This window comes from Enterococcus sp. AZ078 (genome assembly GCF_051714985.1).
Taxonomy (GTDB): Bacteria; Bacillota; Bacilli; order Lactobacillales; family Enterococcaceae; genus Enterococcus_B; species Enterococcus_B hirae.
The window spans coordinates 376485-393636 of record NZ_JBIOSW010000001.1; the positions used below are offsets into that span (position 1 = coordinate 376485).

General features: G+C 39.9%; 16 protein-coding genes. 13 read left to right on the forward strand and 3 right to left on the reverse strand.

The genetic code is table 11. The annotated features are described in order from the left end of the window. Window positions 1-59: 59 nt before the first annotated feature. The 3 genes from IGJ18_RS01695 (at window position 60) to IGJ18_RS01705 (ending at window position 4264) form a co-directional block, all read left to right on the forward strand. Window positions 60-1031, forward strand: coding sequence for an AraC family transcriptional regulator (locus IGJ18_RS01695; RefSeq protein ID WP_010720188.1), 972 nt, complete (start codon window positions 60-62; stop codon window positions 1029-1031). Between the two features lie 302 nt (window positions 1032-1333). Continuing rightward, window positions 1334-2665 carry an MFS transporter gene (locus IGJ18_RS01700; protein WP_053765841.1) on the forward strand — a complete coding sequence of 444 codons (1332 nt, stop codon included), beginning with the start codon at window positions 1334-1336 and terminating at the stop codon, window positions 2663-2665. Between the two features lie 18 nt (window positions 2666-2683). After that, window positions 2684-4264, forward strand: a complete 1581-nt coding sequence (locus tag IGJ18_RS01705; protein WP_438842780.1) for an alpha-L-rhamnosidase-related protein — start codon at window positions 2684-2686, stop codon at window positions 4262-4264. 265 nt (window positions 4265-4529) lie between these two features. Here IGJ18_RS01705 and IGJ18_RS01710 read toward each other — a convergent pair whose 3' ends face one another. From IGJ18_RS01710 to IGJ18_RS01720, 3 genes are read right to left on the reverse strand one after another with little or no spacing between them, the layout of a single operon-like run. Beyond that, on the reverse strand, window positions 4530-4775 hold the full coding sequence (locus IGJ18_RS01710; RefSeq protein WP_284613662.1) for a hypothetical protein: 246 nt from the start codon (window positions 4773-4775) through the stop codon (window positions 4530-4532). Window positions 4776-4834: 59 nt separating this feature from the next. Beyond that, window positions 4835-5332 (reverse strand): hypothetical protein, encoded by a 498-nt coding sequence (locus IGJ18_RS01715; protein ID WP_053765838.1) that lies wholly within the window; start codon window positions 5330-5332, stop codon window positions 4835-4837. Further along, the gene (locus IGJ18_RS01720; protein WP_438842781.1) at window positions 5295-6683 is read right to left on the reverse strand and encodes a Y-family DNA polymerase; all 1389 of its coding nucleotides are present in this window, start codon (window positions 6681-6683) and stop codon (window positions 5295-5297) included. The genes IGJ18_RS01715 and IGJ18_RS01720 overlap by 38 nt, the downstream gene beginning before the upstream one ends. A gap of 383 nt (window positions 6684-7066) precedes the next feature. On the opposite strand from IGJ18_RS01720, the gene IGJ18_RS01725 reads away from it, so the two are divergent. From IGJ18_RS01725 to IGJ18_RS01770, 10 genes are all read left to right on the forward strand, one after another. Next, window positions 7067-7300: a DUF1858 domain-containing protein gene (locus IGJ18_RS01725; protein WP_034699449.1), complete on the forward strand. Its 234-nt coding sequence runs from the start codon at window positions 7067-7069 to the stop codon at window positions 7298-7300. Next, window positions 7297-8601 carry a DUF438 domain-containing protein gene (locus IGJ18_RS01730; protein WP_438842782.1) on the forward strand — a complete coding sequence of 435 codons (1305 nt, stop codon included), beginning with the start codon at window positions 7297-7299 and terminating at the stop codon, window positions 8599-8601. Before IGJ18_RS01725 ends, IGJ18_RS01730 begins: the two co-directional genes overlap by 4 nt. Before the next feature lie 638 nt (window positions 8602-9239). After that, on the forward strand, window positions 9240-10259 hold the full coding sequence (gene aroF / locus IGJ18_RS01735; protein WP_438842783.1) for a 3-deoxy-7-phosphoheptulonate synthase: 1020 nt from the start codon (window positions 9240-9242) through the stop codon (window positions 10257-10259). Between the two features lie 15 nt (window positions 10260-10274). Next, window positions 10275-11339 (forward strand): 3-dehydroquinate synthase, encoded by a 1065-nt coding sequence (gene aroB, locus IGJ18_RS01740; protein ID WP_010738524.1) that lies wholly within the window; start codon window positions 10275-10277, stop codon window positions 11337-11339. Beyond that, the gene (gene aroC / locus IGJ18_RS01745; protein ID WP_010720178.1) at window positions 11340-12503 is read left to right on the forward strand and encodes a chorismate synthase; all 1164 of its coding nucleotides are present in this window, start codon (window positions 11340-11342) and stop codon (window positions 12501-12503) included. Between the two features lie 12 nt (window positions 12504-12515). Then, window positions 12516-13595 carry a prephenate dehydrogenase gene (locus IGJ18_RS01750; RefSeq protein WP_438842784.1) on the forward strand — a complete coding sequence of 360 codons (1080 nt, stop codon included), beginning with the start codon at window positions 12516-12518 and terminating at the stop codon, window positions 13593-13595. Window positions 13596-13599: 4 nt separating this feature from the next. Continuing rightward, the gene (gene aroA, locus IGJ18_RS01755; protein WP_438842785.1) at window positions 13600-14886 is read left to right on the forward strand and encodes a 3-phosphoshikimate 1-carboxyvinyltransferase; all 1287 of its coding nucleotides are present in this window, start codon (window positions 13600-13602) and stop codon (window positions 14884-14886) included. Continuing rightward, entirely contained in the window at window positions 14883-15413 is a 531-nt protein-coding gene (locus IGJ18_RS01760; protein ID WP_010720175.1) for a shikimate kinase, read from the forward strand. The genes aroA and IGJ18_RS01760 overlap by 4 nt, the downstream gene beginning before the upstream one ends. Next, window positions 15385-16230 (forward strand): prephenate dehydratase, encoded by an 846-nt coding sequence (gene pheA / locus IGJ18_RS01765; protein ID WP_438842786.1) that lies wholly within the window; start codon window positions 15385-15387, stop codon window positions 16228-16230. The genes IGJ18_RS01760 and pheA overlap by 29 nt, the downstream gene beginning before the upstream one ends. 116 nt (window positions 16231-16346) lie before the next feature. Further along, the gene (locus tag IGJ18_RS01770; RefSeq protein WP_034699465.1) at window positions 16347-16859 is read left to right on the forward strand and encodes a type 1 glutamine amidotransferase domain-containing protein; all 513 of its coding nucleotides are present in this window, start codon (window positions 16347-16349) and stop codon (window positions 16857-16859) included. Window positions 16860-17152: the final 293 nt, after the last annotated feature.

Here is a 17152-nt window from a genome sequence, read left to right on the forward strand (position 1 = left end):
AGATCTGGTTGCTATTGACGAAAAGCTAACTGAAAATGAAGAAAAAGGGGAGGATGCCAGTGTTTACCTTTGAGCAACTAAAAACATTTTTGATGGAAAATAACGAAATTGAATGTCGACAACAAATTGATGGTCAAAATATCAATGACCAACAGTTGCCCTATGAGACAGTCGCAGTACCTAAAATGCCCAAAAACCAATTTTTCAAAGAGGGTAATATCTTTATCAATAAACATCATCGTTACGCTGAAATGCCTGCACATACGCATGAATTTGTTGAATTTAACTATATGTTGTCTGGTTCATGTGTCCAATATGTCAACGATAAGAAAATTCACTTGAAAGAAGGTGAATTGCTGTTATTAGACAAAGAAATCGTTCAGCGTATCGATCCTTTAGAAGAGGAAGACCTTTTGATCAATATTTTATTGAAAGGGGAATCGATTACGACTGACATCGTGATCAATATGGTGAAGTCACGTGGATTGGTCAATGAATTTCTATTAAATGCTTCGCAGGAAAAAGGAAAACATGATGAATTTATCCATTTTCATTGTGGTGATAACTTAGAAGTGCAAGGGTTATTGCACAAAATGATTTTGGAATATTACAACAAACAAGACTATTATATGCGGGCACTGAATCTGAGATTGTCTTTACTATTGATCGAACTTACCCGTGATTTAGAAGAATATGTTACGCAACGTGAGAATCAGGAATTATTAGAGATTTTACGATATATCGATCTTCATTTTCGAAAACTGACACTGAAAAATCTAGCGAAACATTTTGGTTATAATGCAAATTATTTAAGTAATAAATTGAAAAAAGAAACAGGGAGTTCTTTCCAAGAATTGATCAATTCTTTGCGGTATAAAACGATGATCGAGTTGATGAGAGAAACGAATAAAACTTTTGAAGAAATCTCGTATGAACTTGGTTTTGAAACTCTTGCTTCTTTGTATAAATTAGTCGGAAAATACACAGAACTGACACCTAAAGAACTCAAAGATAGTCTGTTAAAAAAATAGAATAGGCAGTTGTGATGCAACGAGTCCTTTTTCTCAGGTGATCTGTAAAAAAGATTTGACCAATCATGAACTGGCAATGAAAAGCGAAGATTAATTAAAGCGTATTCCAAATGTATTGGATAAGTGTGAACCTTCTTTTCGTTTCCTGAATGTTCGAAAAAGAATCGCTTGTTTGATTCGCTGAAGCATACGAATGTGATTTGGATAAAAAGAACACTTTTTTTGCTATAGTCCTGAGTAATTCATACGTTTACAATTCTAACTGTTCGAACTTATAAAACTTATTTTAAGGAGTGTTTTTTATGAAGAAACAACAGGCATCAACTACTACCACGGTCAAAGAGTATTCGCCTCTAGCTGTCGCTGCTGGAATTGGCTCCATGCTTGGGTCTGGCTGTATTGTTGGACTCTCAGCGACGATTCCCGTTTGGCAAAAGGGACTAGAGCTGACAACTGGACAAGTCGGGATCGTTTCTGGCGGGCTAACTTTTGCAATCGCTTTCGGATCGCTGTTTACCGGACAGATATCAAAAGCATTTGGCTTGATCCGTTCATTTAACTGGATCAATTTGTTTTACGCGATCGGAGCTGCGGTCTGTATTCTAGCCACAAGTTTCCCAATGCTCTTATTAGGCGTGATTATCATGGGCGTAGCATCTGGAGCAGACTTACCATTAAGTTTGACCGTTGTTTCTCATGATGCACCTGATGAGCATACTTCTGCTCGTTTGATTTCTTCCACACAGATTTTTTGGCAAGTGGGGATATTCATTTCTTACATCTGTTCGTTTCTTTTATCGGGAATCGAAGGTGTGTTAGGAGCAAGAATTGTTTTTGCCATCTTATTTACGTTTGCAGTGATCACTTGGTTATGGCGGACACTTTCACCTAAGTTTAGACAATTTCATGAAGCCGGAGCTGCTCGACAAGCAATGACCAAAGTGACAAGCGACTCGAAAGAAGTTTCTTTCAAGACAGTACTATTTGGGGAAAACAAACAAAAATACCTTGGCTTTTTCGCCGCTATCTTGATTTTTTATGTGTGTTGGAACCTCTTAGCGAATACTTGGGGACAATTTCAAACCTATGCTTTGACAAATGCCGGAGCTAGTCAAGCACAAGCTACAGGATTAGGGATCGGGTTGAATGTGATTTCTTTAGCAACAACGATTGCATTTGCCTCTGTTGCAGGTGGTAAATTTAGAAACAAAGCTTTCTTTATTGGGGCAGTCGTTCAATTTGGCGCAATGTTAGGTATGGCATTGATCGGTGGTGGTGCAGGATTTATTGCATTAGCGATCACAATTGCTTTTTATAATTTTGGGAATCCACTAGCCGGAGAAGCAATCTACAAAGTGTGGACACAAGAATCTTTCCCAGCAGAAACACGAGCTTCACTTCAAGGGTTCATCAATGGTTTTTCAAGAATGTGTTGTGGATTATTTGCTTTTGTTACCCCTTACTTAGTTGCTCCTGATCGTATCCAGACGTCTATGTTTGGCTTTGCGGGAATCGTTTTGGTAGCGACAATTGCTGGAGTGATCATGATGCGTCTACAGAAAAAATACCCAGTGATTGATCCCGTGGATAAAGAGCTGACTGAAGGAGAAATGACTGCATCGTTCACCAAGTAAAGAAGAGGAGAAAGCAAGATGGCATTTACTTTTCAAATCAATCAAGATGTGCGTTGGAAGAAAGACGAGGCACTGCTAACCAAAGCACAACAACATGTACCAAATCTTCTGAAAACGAAGATCGAACCAGTAGCAATCACTGAAGTCGTTGAAGACCCACATGGTTTGAATGGGTATTCAGCAATTAACAGTGACAAAGAAATCAAACAACTAGCTGATTATACCTTAAAAAGGGATGAAGCGATTATCTTAGATTTAGGGGATCATTATGTTGGGCATTTTAGTCTGTCCATTGACTCGGTTGGTTCGCCAATGGATGCGCCCTTATATTTACAACTGAAATTTGCGGAAGTACCCGCTGAACTTGCGGCAGATTCTAGTGTATATGATGGTTGGTTGTCAAAGTCTTGGATTCAAGAAGAATTTATCCATCTAGATGTTTTACCGGCACGTTTAGAATTACCAAGAAGATATAGCTGTCGTTATATTGAGCTAAAGGTGTTAGATACTTCACCCAAGTGGCAAGCTAGTTTTTCTGATCCGCTTTTTATCGCAGAAAGTTGTGTGTCACTCGATCAATTACCAAAGCCTGTGATCGCTGATGAAGAACTTGCTTCCATCTACCAAGTTTCTGTTAAAACATTATTTGATTGCATGCAAGAAGTCTTTGAAGATGGGCCCAAACGAGATCGCCGATTATGGATTGGTGATTTACGTTTACAAGCGTTAGCGAATTATGCGACTTTCGGTGATTTAGCTTTAACGAAACGTTGTCTTTATTTATTTGGTGGGATGACGACCAGTGAAGGGAAGATTCCAGCTAATGTTTTCACAGCCCCGCAATTGACACCAGATGATACGTTTTTATTCGACTATAGTTTGTTTTTTGCAGTGATCTTAGCTGATTTTTACCATCAGACGAAAGATTCAGTTGTCTTGCAGGATTTATATCCAGTAGCGAAAAAGCAGATGGAACTAGCACTGACATGTGTCGATGAAGAGGGACGCCTGAATTTGTTAGAAGAGTGGCCAGTATTTATCGACTGGTCGAATGAGTTTGAAAAGAGTACAGCAGGGCAAGCAGTGTTGATCTATGCGATGAAACGATTCAACCAGTTGGCAGAACAAGTGAAAGATCCACAACTGAGTCATTACCAAGAAACAACAGAGAAACTGATTGCGTTTGCGAAGCAACAATTATTTGATGAAGAACAAAAGCAGTTTATTATTGAAACAACCGGAGAAATCAATGTGGCGAGTCAAGTTTGGATGGTTTTAGCAGAGGTCTTTGATCAACCAATGAATCGAGAAATTTTGGAGACGATGATTGCGCATCATTTTCCGATCACAGGGATTGCTACACCTTATATGTATCATCATGTAGTCGAAGCGTTATTTGTAGCTGGACTTCAAGAAGAAGCTATCCAGTTAATGAAAAACTATTGGGGCAAAATGATTCAGCTGGGAGCAGACACTTTTTGGGAAGCTTTTAAACCAGAAGAACCAGATTTTTCTCCTTATGGCAGCCCGATCATCAGTAGTTATTGCCATGCGTGGAGCTGTACGCCAGCGTACTTGATCGAAAAATATCTAAATTGAAAAAGCAGTCAGTTACTTTACATTGTCAACTGAAAAAAAGACAGTTGGATCGTTAAGTAATGATTCACTGATTCATCCTAGACATAAGCCAAAAATCTCAAAACCATTTTTGCGGTTTTGAGATTTTTTGCTGTAGTATGAAACGGACGAGCAGTTTATCCGTATAATCAAAGGTTTATCGCTTACGAGAAGACTTGTACGTTTTTTTGGGGGGAGTCCATGCGTTCCATATAATAGGATTAGGTGTTCCAATTATATGGCTTTGTTAGGATGTCGGTTCCTTTAGATGTAAAATATCTTCCCAAAAGTGAAAGTATTGATCGGTCAATTGGATTTCAACGATGTCCACCCAATGAATCAATTGCTCATCTAAGGAAAATCCTTTTTCTGTCATGTCTCGTTGGACAAATCCTCGATAAGTGTTGTTATCCTTACAGCGGACAATGATTTCTTGTTTGGCAATAAACGCAGTGATAGCGATCGTTTCAAAATGTTGATGGACTGTTCTCAAAAAATCACTTCTTTCTAGTTTAATGAAATAGGCATTTTATGCTGATCAATGGCAAAACGCTACTCTTCTTCAGGAAAACTTTGGTAAAATTCATCTTTGATCGGAACGATCTCTTCGTTAAGACTTCGGTTACTTAACGTTTCATGTTGTGTGACTGACTGGGGAAAATAGGAAACATCAAACCACTTATCTTCCTGTTTTATTTGAACATGTCGGACGTCACACCAGTGAACGGTCTGTTCTTCAAGGATAAAATAGTCGTGATAAGCTTCACCAGTAAAGAAACCCTCGATGCTTTCTAAGTAGCGGCCAAATTCATCCTTGGTATTTAATTGCAGACTTACTTTTTTATGGTAAAGAAAAGCCTCTAATAAAACACTATCCATTTCTTCTCGAGACATTTGTTCCAACGGACGAATCTCTTTCACTGCCCACGCTTCATTTTTTTTGATCCCAGTGACTAGCTCTTCCATAGCGAATGCGGTGCCCCATTTTAATCCAAATGGGCGATCTCGGTATTCATTGTAGTCGAGAAATTCTTTTTTTGTTCGACGCATAGCCCTCACCTTCAATACCGGCATGACCACCAGCGTGTCCGCCAACGAGTGAACTCCTTGCGATCGCACGGCCACCTTCTAATAAGCTATGGGCATGGACAATTGCACTGAACCCATATTTTTGGCGAATACGATCAACGACAAAATCGATTTTGGCATCGTTGACTTGTTCATCGGGATCTGTAAATAGATTCAATTGCAGACTGTCTGTGTAAATTAGTTTGGAGCAGTTGACACCGACACTGCGAATGTCTTGATGCTGGTAATGTTTACGAAAAAGATTCAATAAAATGAGACTGAGTTCATGACTAGAATTTGTCGGCTCAACTTTTAGTTGTTGATGAAATCCAGTTTTCCCTAGACGATCTCGATAACCTAAAGAGTAGCCCATCCACAAGCTAACAACTTGCGCTTTCGCATGTTCACGCCGCAGACGAGTTCCGACTTGATCAGCCATTTCTTTAAGAACGATTTCAAGTTCTTCACGCCTTGTATAATCACGATTCAAAATTTGACTATTCCCAATACTTTTTGATTTGGGGGTATAGTCTTCTCCCAAAAAGCTTCGATCAATTCCCCAAGCATGGGCAAAAAGCTGGGTGCCAATCACTCCAAATTTTTCTTTTAGTTGGTAATAATCCGCATGAGCTAAATCATGAACAGAATGAATCCCCAGTCGTTTGAGTCGTTTGGCTGTCCGATGACCAATTCCCCAAAAATCGGTGAGAGAAGGAATACGCCAAACGTTGTCTGCCACATTTGCATAGCGCCATTCGGCCTTTCGCTCTTTTCCTTTAGAACCGTTATCCAATGCTAACTTAGCTAGTAGTGGATTATCACCAATCCCAATAGTTGTATGGATTCCTGTTTGTTGGTAGACATCCTGATAGATGATTTCAGCTAGATCCCAAGCACTTTTGACTTTAAAAAGTTTCAAGCTGTTGGTGACATCAAGAAAGCTTTCATCGACAGAATAGACATGGTGATTCTCTTCATCCACGTACTTTTTATAAATAGCATTGATCTCGGTATTTTTTTTCATGTAGTAAGCCATTCGTGGAGGGACCATATAAAGATCGTCGGGATAGGGAAAGGGTAAATCTCTTGCTCGACTGATATTTGTAATATGATAGGCTTTTTTTGCGGCTGGACTAGCAGCTAAGATCAAGCCGCTCCCACGTTCATCGGTTTTCCCTGACGGATAGGACATGACGACGAGTTTGGTTGTTAGAGGATCTAAATGACGTTCGGCACACTCAACAGAAGCATAAAACGACTTACAATCGATGCAAAGAATATCTCTCGAAGGTTCTTTTGTGTAATCAAAGACTGGATTTTGATTTCGAATCATATTCGTCACCTCTTCTTATTGATTAGAACACATGTTCGTGTTTTGTGTCAACGAAAAAAACGTGATGGAATGGGTAAAAAAACAGTGGAGAAGAAGATTATTGTCTTTTTATCGTTTAGAGAAATGGGTAGTATCTGAAGCAAAATTAATTGAAAGAAAAAACAGCTGGATGACCTCATTAGTTAATAAAAAAAGTTATTTTATTTTTTGCTGATCAGAAAGTCATTAGGAAGTTTTACACTGAAAAAAGAATGAGCCTAGATATACTCATCATTAGAATGGTAAAAAAAGATTTGCTTTGAAATTATCGTGTAAAAGTGCACAAAATCGTTTATAATGAATCCGATCGAATGAGAACGATTCTCAATGAAGGAGGAAGTAAAATGAGAGAGATCGATTTTTCCAAAACATTATTTGAATTAGTTACTGAATATCCAGAAGTCAAACAAATCATGGCAGAGCTAGGATTTAATGCCATCAACCAACCTGGGATGTTGCAAACTGCTGGTCGCTATATGACGATTCCTAAAGGGGCTCAAATGAAAAAAATCCCTTTGGAACAAATTGTTACGGCCTTTGAAACATCAGGATTTATTGTGAAAGGATTGGTAAAATGAAACCCACGAATCAACGACAAGAACGGATTGTTGAAATCCTGTCACTTTTACATAAAGGTGGTTCTTTTGAAGAAGCAAAACGATTGTTCAATGAAGAATTTGAGGGAGTCGATGTTACAGAAATCACTGCTGCGGAAAAAGCATTGATCCAAAGCGGTCTTGATCCGTCAGAAATCCAAAAGTTATGTAATATCCATGCAGCTGTTTTTAAAGGAGCGATCAATGAGATCCATCATTCCAATTATGAACACGCACAACCAGGACACCCGATCCATACTTTAAAGTTAGAAAACCAAGTGTTGCAGTCGTTACTGACGGATGAAATTGACGGGTTATTGGCAAAAATGGCTAAAGGTGATTGGTCACAAAAGGAACGATTGCAACACGCTTTGACTGATTTATTGCAAATCGACAAGCACTATGCACGAAAAGAAACGTTGATCTTTTCTTATATGGAAAAATACGGAATCTCAGCTCCACCTAAAGTGATGTGGGGTGTAGATGATGATATCCGTGAAATGATCAAAGCACTGAATGCTTATTTAGCTACAGACAAAGCGGCTTATAATCCGTTATCCGAAAAATGGGAAGCAGTAAAAACAGAAATTGAAGAGATGATTTTTAAGGAAGAGGAGATCATGGTACCCATGACCTTAGATGTGTTTAGCCTTAAAGATTGGGAACAAATCGCTCATGACAGCTTTGATATCGGTTTTGCGTTTATCCCTGAACCACTTCCATGGAAGCCAAGCCAAGAATCACTCGAAAAAGAAAGCGAACGGGAACCAGCTCGTCAATTAGCCATTAAAAAAGCTAAAGAAACGACCGATGGTATTGCTGCTGGTCTTGGGATCGAAGAGTTTACGTCAGAGGAAGTTCAAGACGAAACAGCACCTATGACTGATTTAGTTGTGCAATTTCCGACAGGAGCGTTACAGTTGGAGCAATTAGTTGCCTTGTTTCAAGTGTTGCCTGTGGATTTGACATTTGTTGATCATGAGGATCGGGTTCGTTTCTTCTCAGAAGGAAAGAAACGGGTCTTTCCAAGAACTACTTCTGTCATTGGTCGTGAAGTCGTCAACTGTCATCCACCAAAAAGCATGCATCTTGTCCAACAAATCCTTGACGATTTCCGTACAGGAACAAGGGATTCAGCAGAATTTTGGATTGATATGAGAGGACGGAAAATTTATATTCGCTACTTTGCTTTAAAAAATGAGACAGGTGATTATCTTGGGTGCTTAGAAGTCACGCAAGATATTACTGAGATCCAAAAGTTAGACGGACAAAAAAGATTGTAAGAGCGGGAAAATTTCAAAATAAAGAACAATTTCAGCTCACTTTTGGGCTCGTTTGATTATAGAAGTAGAAGCCGGACATGCTGTTGATACTTTTCTATGGTATTTTCAGCATTCTCCTGCGACTATTTAGTGGGTAAATTGGAGTTTTTATCAGGTAAAAGCCCTTTTTTCATACCCTTTGATCATTTTATTCAAGAAATTGTTTGACTTCTATCAAAAACATCTCTATACTTAAACTCAATCTTATATCAGTTTGGAGCGATTATTATGAAAATCACACATAGTTCACAACTGAATAATTATTACTTTAGCTATTTTAGATAAGTTTGTATTCATACGATTATGGGTGCAAACATCAGCGTTTGTTTGTATCTATGATGGCTAAGGATGTTTGAGATGACTTGCTCGCCGCATAGATGAAAAATCTATAGTGGCTTTTTTATTTGATTGATTCAGGGGCTCACTGTAGATGGATTTTCTACGGTGGGCTTTTTTTGTTACATAAAGGGGGAACTAAACGCATTCAAACAAGGTATAAGCAAAGTAACGATTGATTTGCAAGAATTTATGTAATCCAATCAAACAGCGAGGAAATCGATGAAGCGAAACACAAAATAAAAAACAAAGGGAGTTATTGTATGATTCTAATCATTAAACCAGGTATCCAAGAAAGTGAGTTAACACAAGTGATTGAACGTATTAAAGAAGAAGGGCTAGATGTACAGATCAACCATGGTAAAGATCGTTTTGTCTTAGGGCTTTTAGGAGATCCAAAGGTAATTCGGGATGTTCCGTTTGAACGCTACGATATCGTAGAACGTGCCGTACCGATTACCAATACGTACAAATTGACGTCACGAGAATTTCATCCTCAAGATACGATCGTTGATGTAGCTGGAGTGAAAATCGGTGATGGAAGTTTTGTGACAATGGCTGGTCCTTGTTCTGTCGAAGGGGAAGAACAAATCATGGAGACAGCACGAATGGCTAAGGCTGGTGGTGCTAAAATCTTACGTGGTGGTGCCTACAAACCAAGAACGTCACCATACGCTTTCCAAGGATTAGGTGAAGAAGGGTTGAAAATGATGCGTAAAGCTGCGGATCATTATGACTTGAAAGTGATTACCGAAGTGATGGATGAAGCGCATATCGATGTGGTCAGTGAATACGCAGATATCATTCAAATCGGCGCACGAAATATGCAAAATTTCCGTTTATTAGAAGCTGTAGGACGAACAGGAAAACCAATTGGCTTAAAACGTGGCATCTCAGGTACGATCGAAGAGTGGTTAAATGCCGCTGAATACATTGCAGTTCAAAACAATTCAAACATCGTCTTCATTGAACGCGGAATCCGCACTTACGAAACAGCTACTAGAAATACATTCGATCTAAGTTCCGTACCACTGATCAAAAAATTAAGTCATTTCCCGATCATCGTTGACCCAAGTCATGGAACGGGTGTCTGGGACTTAGTGACACCAATGGCACGAGCAGGTGTTGCTAGTGGGGCAGATGGAATGATTGTAGAGATCCATCCTGATCCGATTCATGCTTGGTCTGATGGACAGCAGTCATTGAATGAGAAAAACTACCTGAAAATGATGAATGAAGTGGACATCTTAGTAGAAGCGATGAAGAAAATCAACGCTTTATAGAGAGGAGAAACACGGATGTTAGAAGTTGTCTTACCCGAAAAAAGCTATGAGATCATCATCCAACGAAACGCACTAGATCAAGTCGCAGATTGGCTTTCCGGTTTATGGCAAGAAAAGAAAATTGCGATCATTAGTGATGAAAATGTCTTTCCGCTTTATGGTCAAAAGATACAACAACAATTAGCCGATCGGTATGAGGTTGTGAATTATGTTATTCCGGCTGGCGAAGAAAGTAAATCACTGTCGATGGCTGCTAAATTATATGATTTTCTAGCCACTGAACAATTGACGAGAAGTGATGGCATTATTGCTCTAGGTGGCGGTGTTGTAGGCGATTTAGCTGGTTTTGTGGCATCAACTTACATGAGAGGAATTTCTTTTGTACAGATTCCTACCTCCTTATTGGCACAAGTAGACTCAAGCATAGGTGGCAAAACAGCAGTCAATGCACCAAACGCCAAAAATATGATTGGCACATTTGCACAGCCAGACGGTGTGTTGATTGATCCAGAAACGCTGACGACATTACCAGTAAAAAGGATCCAAGAAGGAATTGCAGAAATCATCAAGTGTGGTGCGATCAAGGATGAAAGTCTTTGGAGAGAGTTAGCTCGTTTTATTGATGTAGCTGATTTAGTAGCACATAGCGAGCTAGTGATCGAAAAAGCTTTACGTGTAAAAAAAGAAGTGGTAGAAGAAGATCAATTTGATCAAGGCAGTCGTTTGTTCCTCAACTTTGGTCACACGATTGGACACGCTATCGAGCAAACAGCAGGATATGGACAGATTAGTCATGGAGAAGCAGTGGCGATCGGCATGGTACAAATCAGTCGGAATGCTGAAAAAAGGAAAGAAACACCTGAAGGAACGACGCAACAACTTATCAAGATGATCCAAAAGTATCAGTTGCCCATTTCTTACGAACCATGGGATGAACAGGCGTTGTTCCAGGCGATCACTCATGATAAAAAAGCCCGGGGAAAACAGTTGAAAATTATTTTATTAGAAAAAATCGGTCAGGCAAAAATCCAATCGATCCCAATCGAAGCAATCAAAAATTATTTAGAAGAAGGTGAGTAAATGCGTTACTTAACAGCAGGAGAATCACATGGGCCTAATTTGACAGCGATTATTGAAGGAGTTCCAGCAGGCTTAACCTTATCGATTGAGGCAATCAATCAAGAATTAGCTAGACGACAAGGTGGTTATGGTCGAGGTGGGCGCATGAAGATTGAAAAAGATCAAGTGACAATCACGTCGGGTATTCGTCACGGCAAAACATTAGGCTCACCGATCACAATGACTGTCACGAACAAAGATTGGAAGAACTGGCAAACGGTGATGTCAGTTACTCCAGTTTCTGAAAAAGAAGAAAATCTACGACGAGTGGCTAAACCAAGACCAGGTCATGCCGATTTAGTTGGTGGTATGAAGTATCAACACCATGATCTTAGAAATGTATTAGAGCGTTCTTCCGCAAGAGAAACGACGATGCGAGTAGCAATCGGGGCACTAGCAAAACAGATTTTAGCTGCTTTAGATATAGAGATTGCTAGTCATGTAGCGATCCTTGGAGGAATCAAAGCGAATGTGCCAGAGAATTTGACCGTGACAGAAATCAAAGAAAAGACGACTATCTCCGAAGTGAACATGGTAGATCTAATGATTGAAGAGGAAGTAAAAGCCTTGATCGATGCTACTAAAAAAGCAGGAGACACTTTGGGAGGTGTAGTGGAAGTTCGGGTCGAAAATGTGCCAGCAGGGTTAGGGAGCTATGTACAGTGGGATAAAAAATTAGACGGTAAGTTAGCTCAAGCGATGTTAAGCATCAATGCTTTTAAGGGAGTCGAATTTGGAATTGGGTTTGAAGCTGCTTCGTTACCAGGATCACAGGTGATGGATGAAATCACTTGGGACGAAAGCGGCTATCACCGAGCAAGTAATCATTTAGGTGGCTTTGAAGGTGGAATGACCAACGGAGAACAGATTATTGTTCGGGGCGTGATGAAACCAATTCCTACTTTATATAAACCTCTCATGAGCGTGAACATCGATACTAAAGAACCTTATAAAGCTAGTGTGGAACGTTCCGATAGTACGGCAGTTCCAGCAGCTTCAGTCGTCGCAGAGCATGTGATTGCGACCACTCTTGTTCGCGAGATACTTGAGCATTTTCCAGCAGATAATATGCAAGAATTAAAAAAAGCCGTTGCAAATCACCGCCAAATGACCAAAGAATTCTAATCGGAGGTAGCGATGAAAAAAAAGGTGTTTGTCATAGGATTGGGTCTGATTGGCGCTTCCTTATGCCGAGCGATCAAAGGGTCAGCAATTACCCTTTATGGCTGGGATCATTCAGAAGAAACAAGAGAAATAGCGGAAAAAACACAGTTAGTCGATCAGGTTGTCACAGGGATCGAGGCAGCTAGTCAAATGGATGTGATTATCCTTGCCGTTCCAGTTCAAGTCAGCCTGGAGTATCTCAACTGTTTGGCGACACTTCCCTTGAAAGAAACAGTATTAGTAAGTGATACCGGAAGTACGAAAGCGACGATAATGGCGCTAGCGAAGCAACTCCCATTTGATTTTATTGGTGGGCATCCGATGGCTGGTTCACATAAATCAGGAGTAAAAGCAGGCAATCCGTATTTATTTGAAGAAGCGTATTATATCGTAACGGATGACTGTCAAAGTGAACGTACAGAAGAACTGATCGCTTTACTAGGTCCTACTCGAGCAAAGTTTGTTCGCTTAACTGCCAAAGATCACGATGAGATCGTTGGGGTGCTAAGTCATTTGCCACATATTGTCGCTTCAGGATTAGTACAAATCAGTGAGCAGCTGAATCAAAAATATCCACGTGCCTCACAATTAGCCGCTGGCGGATTTCGGGATATCACACGGATTGCTTCATCAGATCCCCAAATGTGGACGGATATTTTAATGACGAACCAAGAAATGATGATTCAGTTGATGGAAGACTGGCAAGGCGCAATGGAAACGTTAAAACAGGAACTGATTGATCAAAACCAATCGGCAATTCAAGAGTTCTTTGTGCAGGCAAAACAAACACGGGATCAGTTGCCCCGGAAAAAACAAGGAGCGATTCCAGCTTTTTATGATTTATATGTCGATATTCCCGATATCGCTGGTGCTGTCGCAAAAGTTACTAACGTACTAAGTCAGGCAAATCTTTCCATTATTAATTTGAGCATCCAAGAAACAAGAGAAGATATTTTTGGTGTGTTAGAGTTGTCTTTTAAAAATCAAGCGGATTTACTTAAAGGACAGAAGCTGATCGAAGCCGAAAAATTTCATTGTTGGATAAGGAGTTGAAGTCATGAAACTATTGACAGCTAAAAATGGGATCAATGGAGAATTAGTGATTCCTGCTGATAAATCGATTTCCCATCGCAGCATCATGTTTGGTGCGATCAGCAAAGGAACTACGATCGTCAACAATTTTTTAAAAGCTGAAGATTGTTTAAGTACGATTGCAGTTTTTAAGCAATTAGGGGTACGTATTACCGAAAAAAATGAACAAATCATGATTGAAGGAAAAGGATTTGAAGGATTAACAGCACCATCTTCCAGGCTAGATGCAGGAAATTCTGGCACAACGATGCGCTTAGTATTAGGAATTTTAGCAGGCTGTCCATTTACTTCTGAGATTGCAGGGGATGCTTCTTTGAATCGCCGTCCGATGGAACGTGTGATGAAGCCATTGCGTGAGATGGGTGCTGATTTACAAGGAACGGCCGAAGCTGAATTTCCTCCACTAAAAGTAACTGGAAATACATTGCACGGGATCGAGTATCACATGCCCATTGCTAGTGCGCAAGTGAAGTCTGCTATCCTTTTTGCAGCTTTACAAGCCGAAGGGACCACTAAAATCATCGAGAAAGAACAGTCAAGGAACCATACCGAAGAGATGATCAAACAATTCGGTGGGAAGATCCAAGTGGAAGGAAAAGAAATTATAGTCACTGGACCACAGCAGTTGATCGGCCAAGAAATCACTGTCCCAGGGGATATTTCTTCGGCTGCGTTTTATCTCGTCGCAGCAAGTATTTTAGCAAATAGTGAAGTCCTCTTAAAACAAGTAGGAATCAATCCGACACGGACAGGGATTCTCGATGTGTTGATGCAAATGGGTGCTAATATTGAAGAAAGACAGTTGGATGAGCAAAATCAAGCAGCAGATTTGATTGTCCGTTCTGCGCAACTCCATGCTTGTGAGATCCAAGGAGAAATCATCCCACGCTTGATTGATGAGTTACCGATCATTGCATTAGCTGCTACTCAAGCAACAGGCACAACCATCATTCGTGATGCTCAGGAATTAAAAGTCAAAGAAACGAATCGGATTGATGCAACTGCGGAAGAATTAACGAAAATGGGTGCGAACATTGAACCGACAGAAGATGGTTTGATTATTCACGGACCAACACCTTTACATGGAGCGACAGTGGATAGCCATGGGGACCATCGAATTGGGATGATGTTACAAATCGCCGCTTTACTAACCGCAGAACCTGTCGAATTACTCAATCCTGAAGCAGTCAATATTTCATATCCTGAATTTTTTACGGATCTAGCCAAATTGGTTCAGGAGGACCCATCATGACGTCACTTGTATTGATCGGTTTTATGGGCGCTGGTAAGACGACGATCAGTAAAAAATTAGCGGCTCGATTGGATCAACCAGTCATCGATATGGATGACTATTTAGTTCAACAATTAGGCTGTTCCATTGAGCAATACTTTGCTACCTTCGGAGAAGCCGCGTTTCGCGACCACGAAACCGCTCTTTTAAAAACAATTTTACAAAAAAAGGCAGTGATCGCTACTGGTGGCGGGGTTGTCTTACAGAAAGAAAATCAGGAACTATTAAAACAGCAACAAGTCATTTATTTAAAAGGAGAAGCCGATATCTTGATCGAACGGATACGACAAGATCAAACAAATATTCGACCGTTAGCGTTAAAGAATAGTGACACAAAACTACGTGAGATCATGTGGGAACGGGAAAAAATATACAAAAGTTTAGCAAAAATCACGATAGATACGTCTAAGAAATCGCCAGACGAAATTATCACAGAAATCATAAAGTGGGTAGAAAATAATGATGAAAATTGGGTATCTAGGTCCTAAAGGTTCCTTTACTTATAGTGCAGCCACACGTTATTTCAAACAAGGTACTTTTCTTTCTTATGATTCCTTGATTGATTTGATCGATGCACAATTAGAAAAAGAGATTACTTATGCAATGGTGCCGATCGAAAATACGATTGAAGGTTCTGTTTTGTCAACACTTGATCATGTGTATGAGACATTACCTTCTATTCAAGGAGAAATCGTTCTGCCGATCCGACAACAATTGATGGTCCATCCGACCCAACAAGCCAACTGGCGAAATATCACAAAGATTTGTAGTCATCCGCAAGCATTAGCCCAATCACAACTTTTTCTACGGGCAAATTTTCCAAAGGTCGAGATTGAACAAGTAGGTTCCACTGCCCAAGGAGCCCAGCAAGTAGCAACCCATCCAGAAGAATGTCTAGGTGCGATCGGCTCCAAAGAAGCTGCAAACGAATTTGGGTTGACCATCGTGCAATCAGATATCCAGTCCATTGCAACTAATGAGACCCGTTTTTGGGTTCTAAGTGCCGCGCCTGTTGATGCAAAATTACAAAAAAACAGTCATAAAGCGACATTCTTTGTGGATTTGCCAGAAAATAAACCAGGGGCGCTTTATCAAGTTCTTTCGGTCTTTGCTAATAATCAAGTGAATTTAACAAAAATCGAATCACGCCCACAAAAAACGCGGTTAGGTGAATACTTTTTTGTTATCGATGTTGCTATCGATGACAAGATCGACAAGGTGAATGAGCTAATTGAAGTGCTAAAAGAGCAAGGCTATCCTACGCATTTGGTTGGTTGTTATCCGGTTTATCACATCGATGAATGACTAAAAGAAACAAGACGGACGGAGACAAAAACCGATCTTTAGTCCAAACAGATGATTTGCACACTTGAATAAATTCCTTTAGGCTTGAATTAAGCGATAAGAAAGGAAGAGAACAAATGGCAAAAAAAGTTGCAGCAATCGTTACAGATTTAGTTGAAGATGTGGAACTAACGTCACCGAAAGAAGCACTAGAAAAAGCTGGACATACAGTGACTTTGATTGGGTTTGAAGGAAATCAAACAATCAAAGGAAAAAAAGGCGCAGAATTCACAGTCGAACAAAGTATTGCAGATGTTTCTCCTGAAGACTTCGATGCGCTATTGATACCAGGGGGATTTTCACCGGATCAATTACGAGCAGATCAACGATTCGTTGATTTTGTTTCTTACTTTTTAAAAAATGATCAACCGTTATTTGCAATTTGTCACGGTCCACAATTATTTATTCAAACAGGTTTAACTGAAGGACGGACAATGACAGCTTATGATACGGTACGTCCAGATATCGAATATGCCGGTGCCGTCGTGAAGGATGAGCCAGTGGTAATTGATCGAGGCTTGATTACTAGCCGAAATCCTGATGATATTCCAGCATTTAACGAAGCAATCGTTGAAGCACTAGGAAGCTAATTTGAAAGAGGTTGAGAGAATAGTGTTTAGCATCAAGAAATAAGAAGGAATTTCCGAAAATCGACAAGAAACACAAAAACTAGTTTTTGATGTTGATTGTTACCTACTTGGTGCTTCTCAAATTTTTGGTAAATTTCGGCAAATTTTCCGAAGATGCTGCTTTTGTCCCAGTCTCATTAAAAAAAGCAGTCGTATCGGTCGAAAATGGCATCAGCTATTTTCTGAAGGATGCGATTGCTTTTTGTCGTTTTTCGAAAAACTCTTTCTTATTTCTTGATGCTACACACTTTTAT

Excerpts from the sequence above, each read along its gene's own strand:
- IGJ18_RS01700 (WP_053765841.1), top strand. The coding sequence starts at position 1,334 with ATGAAGAAACAACAGGCATCAACTACTACCACGGTCAAAGAGTATTCG.
- IGJ18_RS01705 (WP_438842780.1), top strand. The coding sequence starts at position 2,684 with ATGGCATTTACTTTTCAAATCAATCAAGATGTGCGTTGGAAGAAAGAC.
- IGJ18_RS01715 (WP_053765838.1), bottom strand. The coding sequence starts at position 5,332 with ATGCGTCGAACAAAAAAAGAATTTCTCGACTACAATGAATACCGAGAT.
- IGJ18_RS01720 (WP_438842781.1), bottom strand. The coding sequence starts at position 6,683 with ATGATTCGAAATCAAAATCCAGTCTTTGATTACACAAAAGAACCTTCG.
- IGJ18_RS01725 (WP_034699449.1), top strand. The coding sequence starts at position 7,067 with ATGAGAGAGATCGATTTTTCCAAAACATTATTTGAATTAGTTACTGAA.
- IGJ18_RS01730 (WP_438842782.1), top strand. The coding sequence starts at position 7,297 with ATGAAACCCACGAATCAACGACAAGAACGGATTGTTGAAATCCTGTCA.
- aroF (WP_438842783.1), top strand. The coding sequence starts at position 9,240 with ATGATTCTAATCATTAAACCAGGTATCCAAGAAAGTGAGTTAACACAA.
- aroB (WP_010738524.1), top strand. The coding sequence starts at position 10,275 with ATGTTAGAAGTTGTCTTACCCGAAAAAAGCTATGAGATCATCATCCAA.
- aroC (WP_010720178.1), top strand. The coding sequence starts at position 11,340 with ATGCGTTACTTAACAGCAGGAGAATCACATGGGCCTAATTTGACAGCG.
- IGJ18_RS01750 (WP_438842784.1), top strand. The coding sequence starts at position 12,516 with ATGAAAAAAAAGGTGTTTGTCATAGGATTGGGTCTGATTGGCGCTTCC.
- aroA (WP_438842785.1), top strand. The coding sequence starts at position 13,600 with ATGAAACTATTGACAGCTAAAAATGGGATCAATGGAGAATTAGTGATT.
- IGJ18_RS01760 (WP_010720175.1), top strand. The coding sequence starts at position 14,883 with ATGACGTCACTTGTATTGATCGGTTTTATGGGCGCTGGTAAGACGACG.
- pheA (WP_438842786.1), top strand. The coding sequence starts at position 15,385 with ATGATGAAAATTGGGTATCTAGGTCCTAAAGGTTCCTTTACTTATAGT.
- IGJ18_RS01770 (WP_034699465.1), top strand. The coding sequence starts at position 16,347 with ATGGCAAAAAAAGTTGCAGCAATCGTTACAGATTTAGTTGAAGATGTG.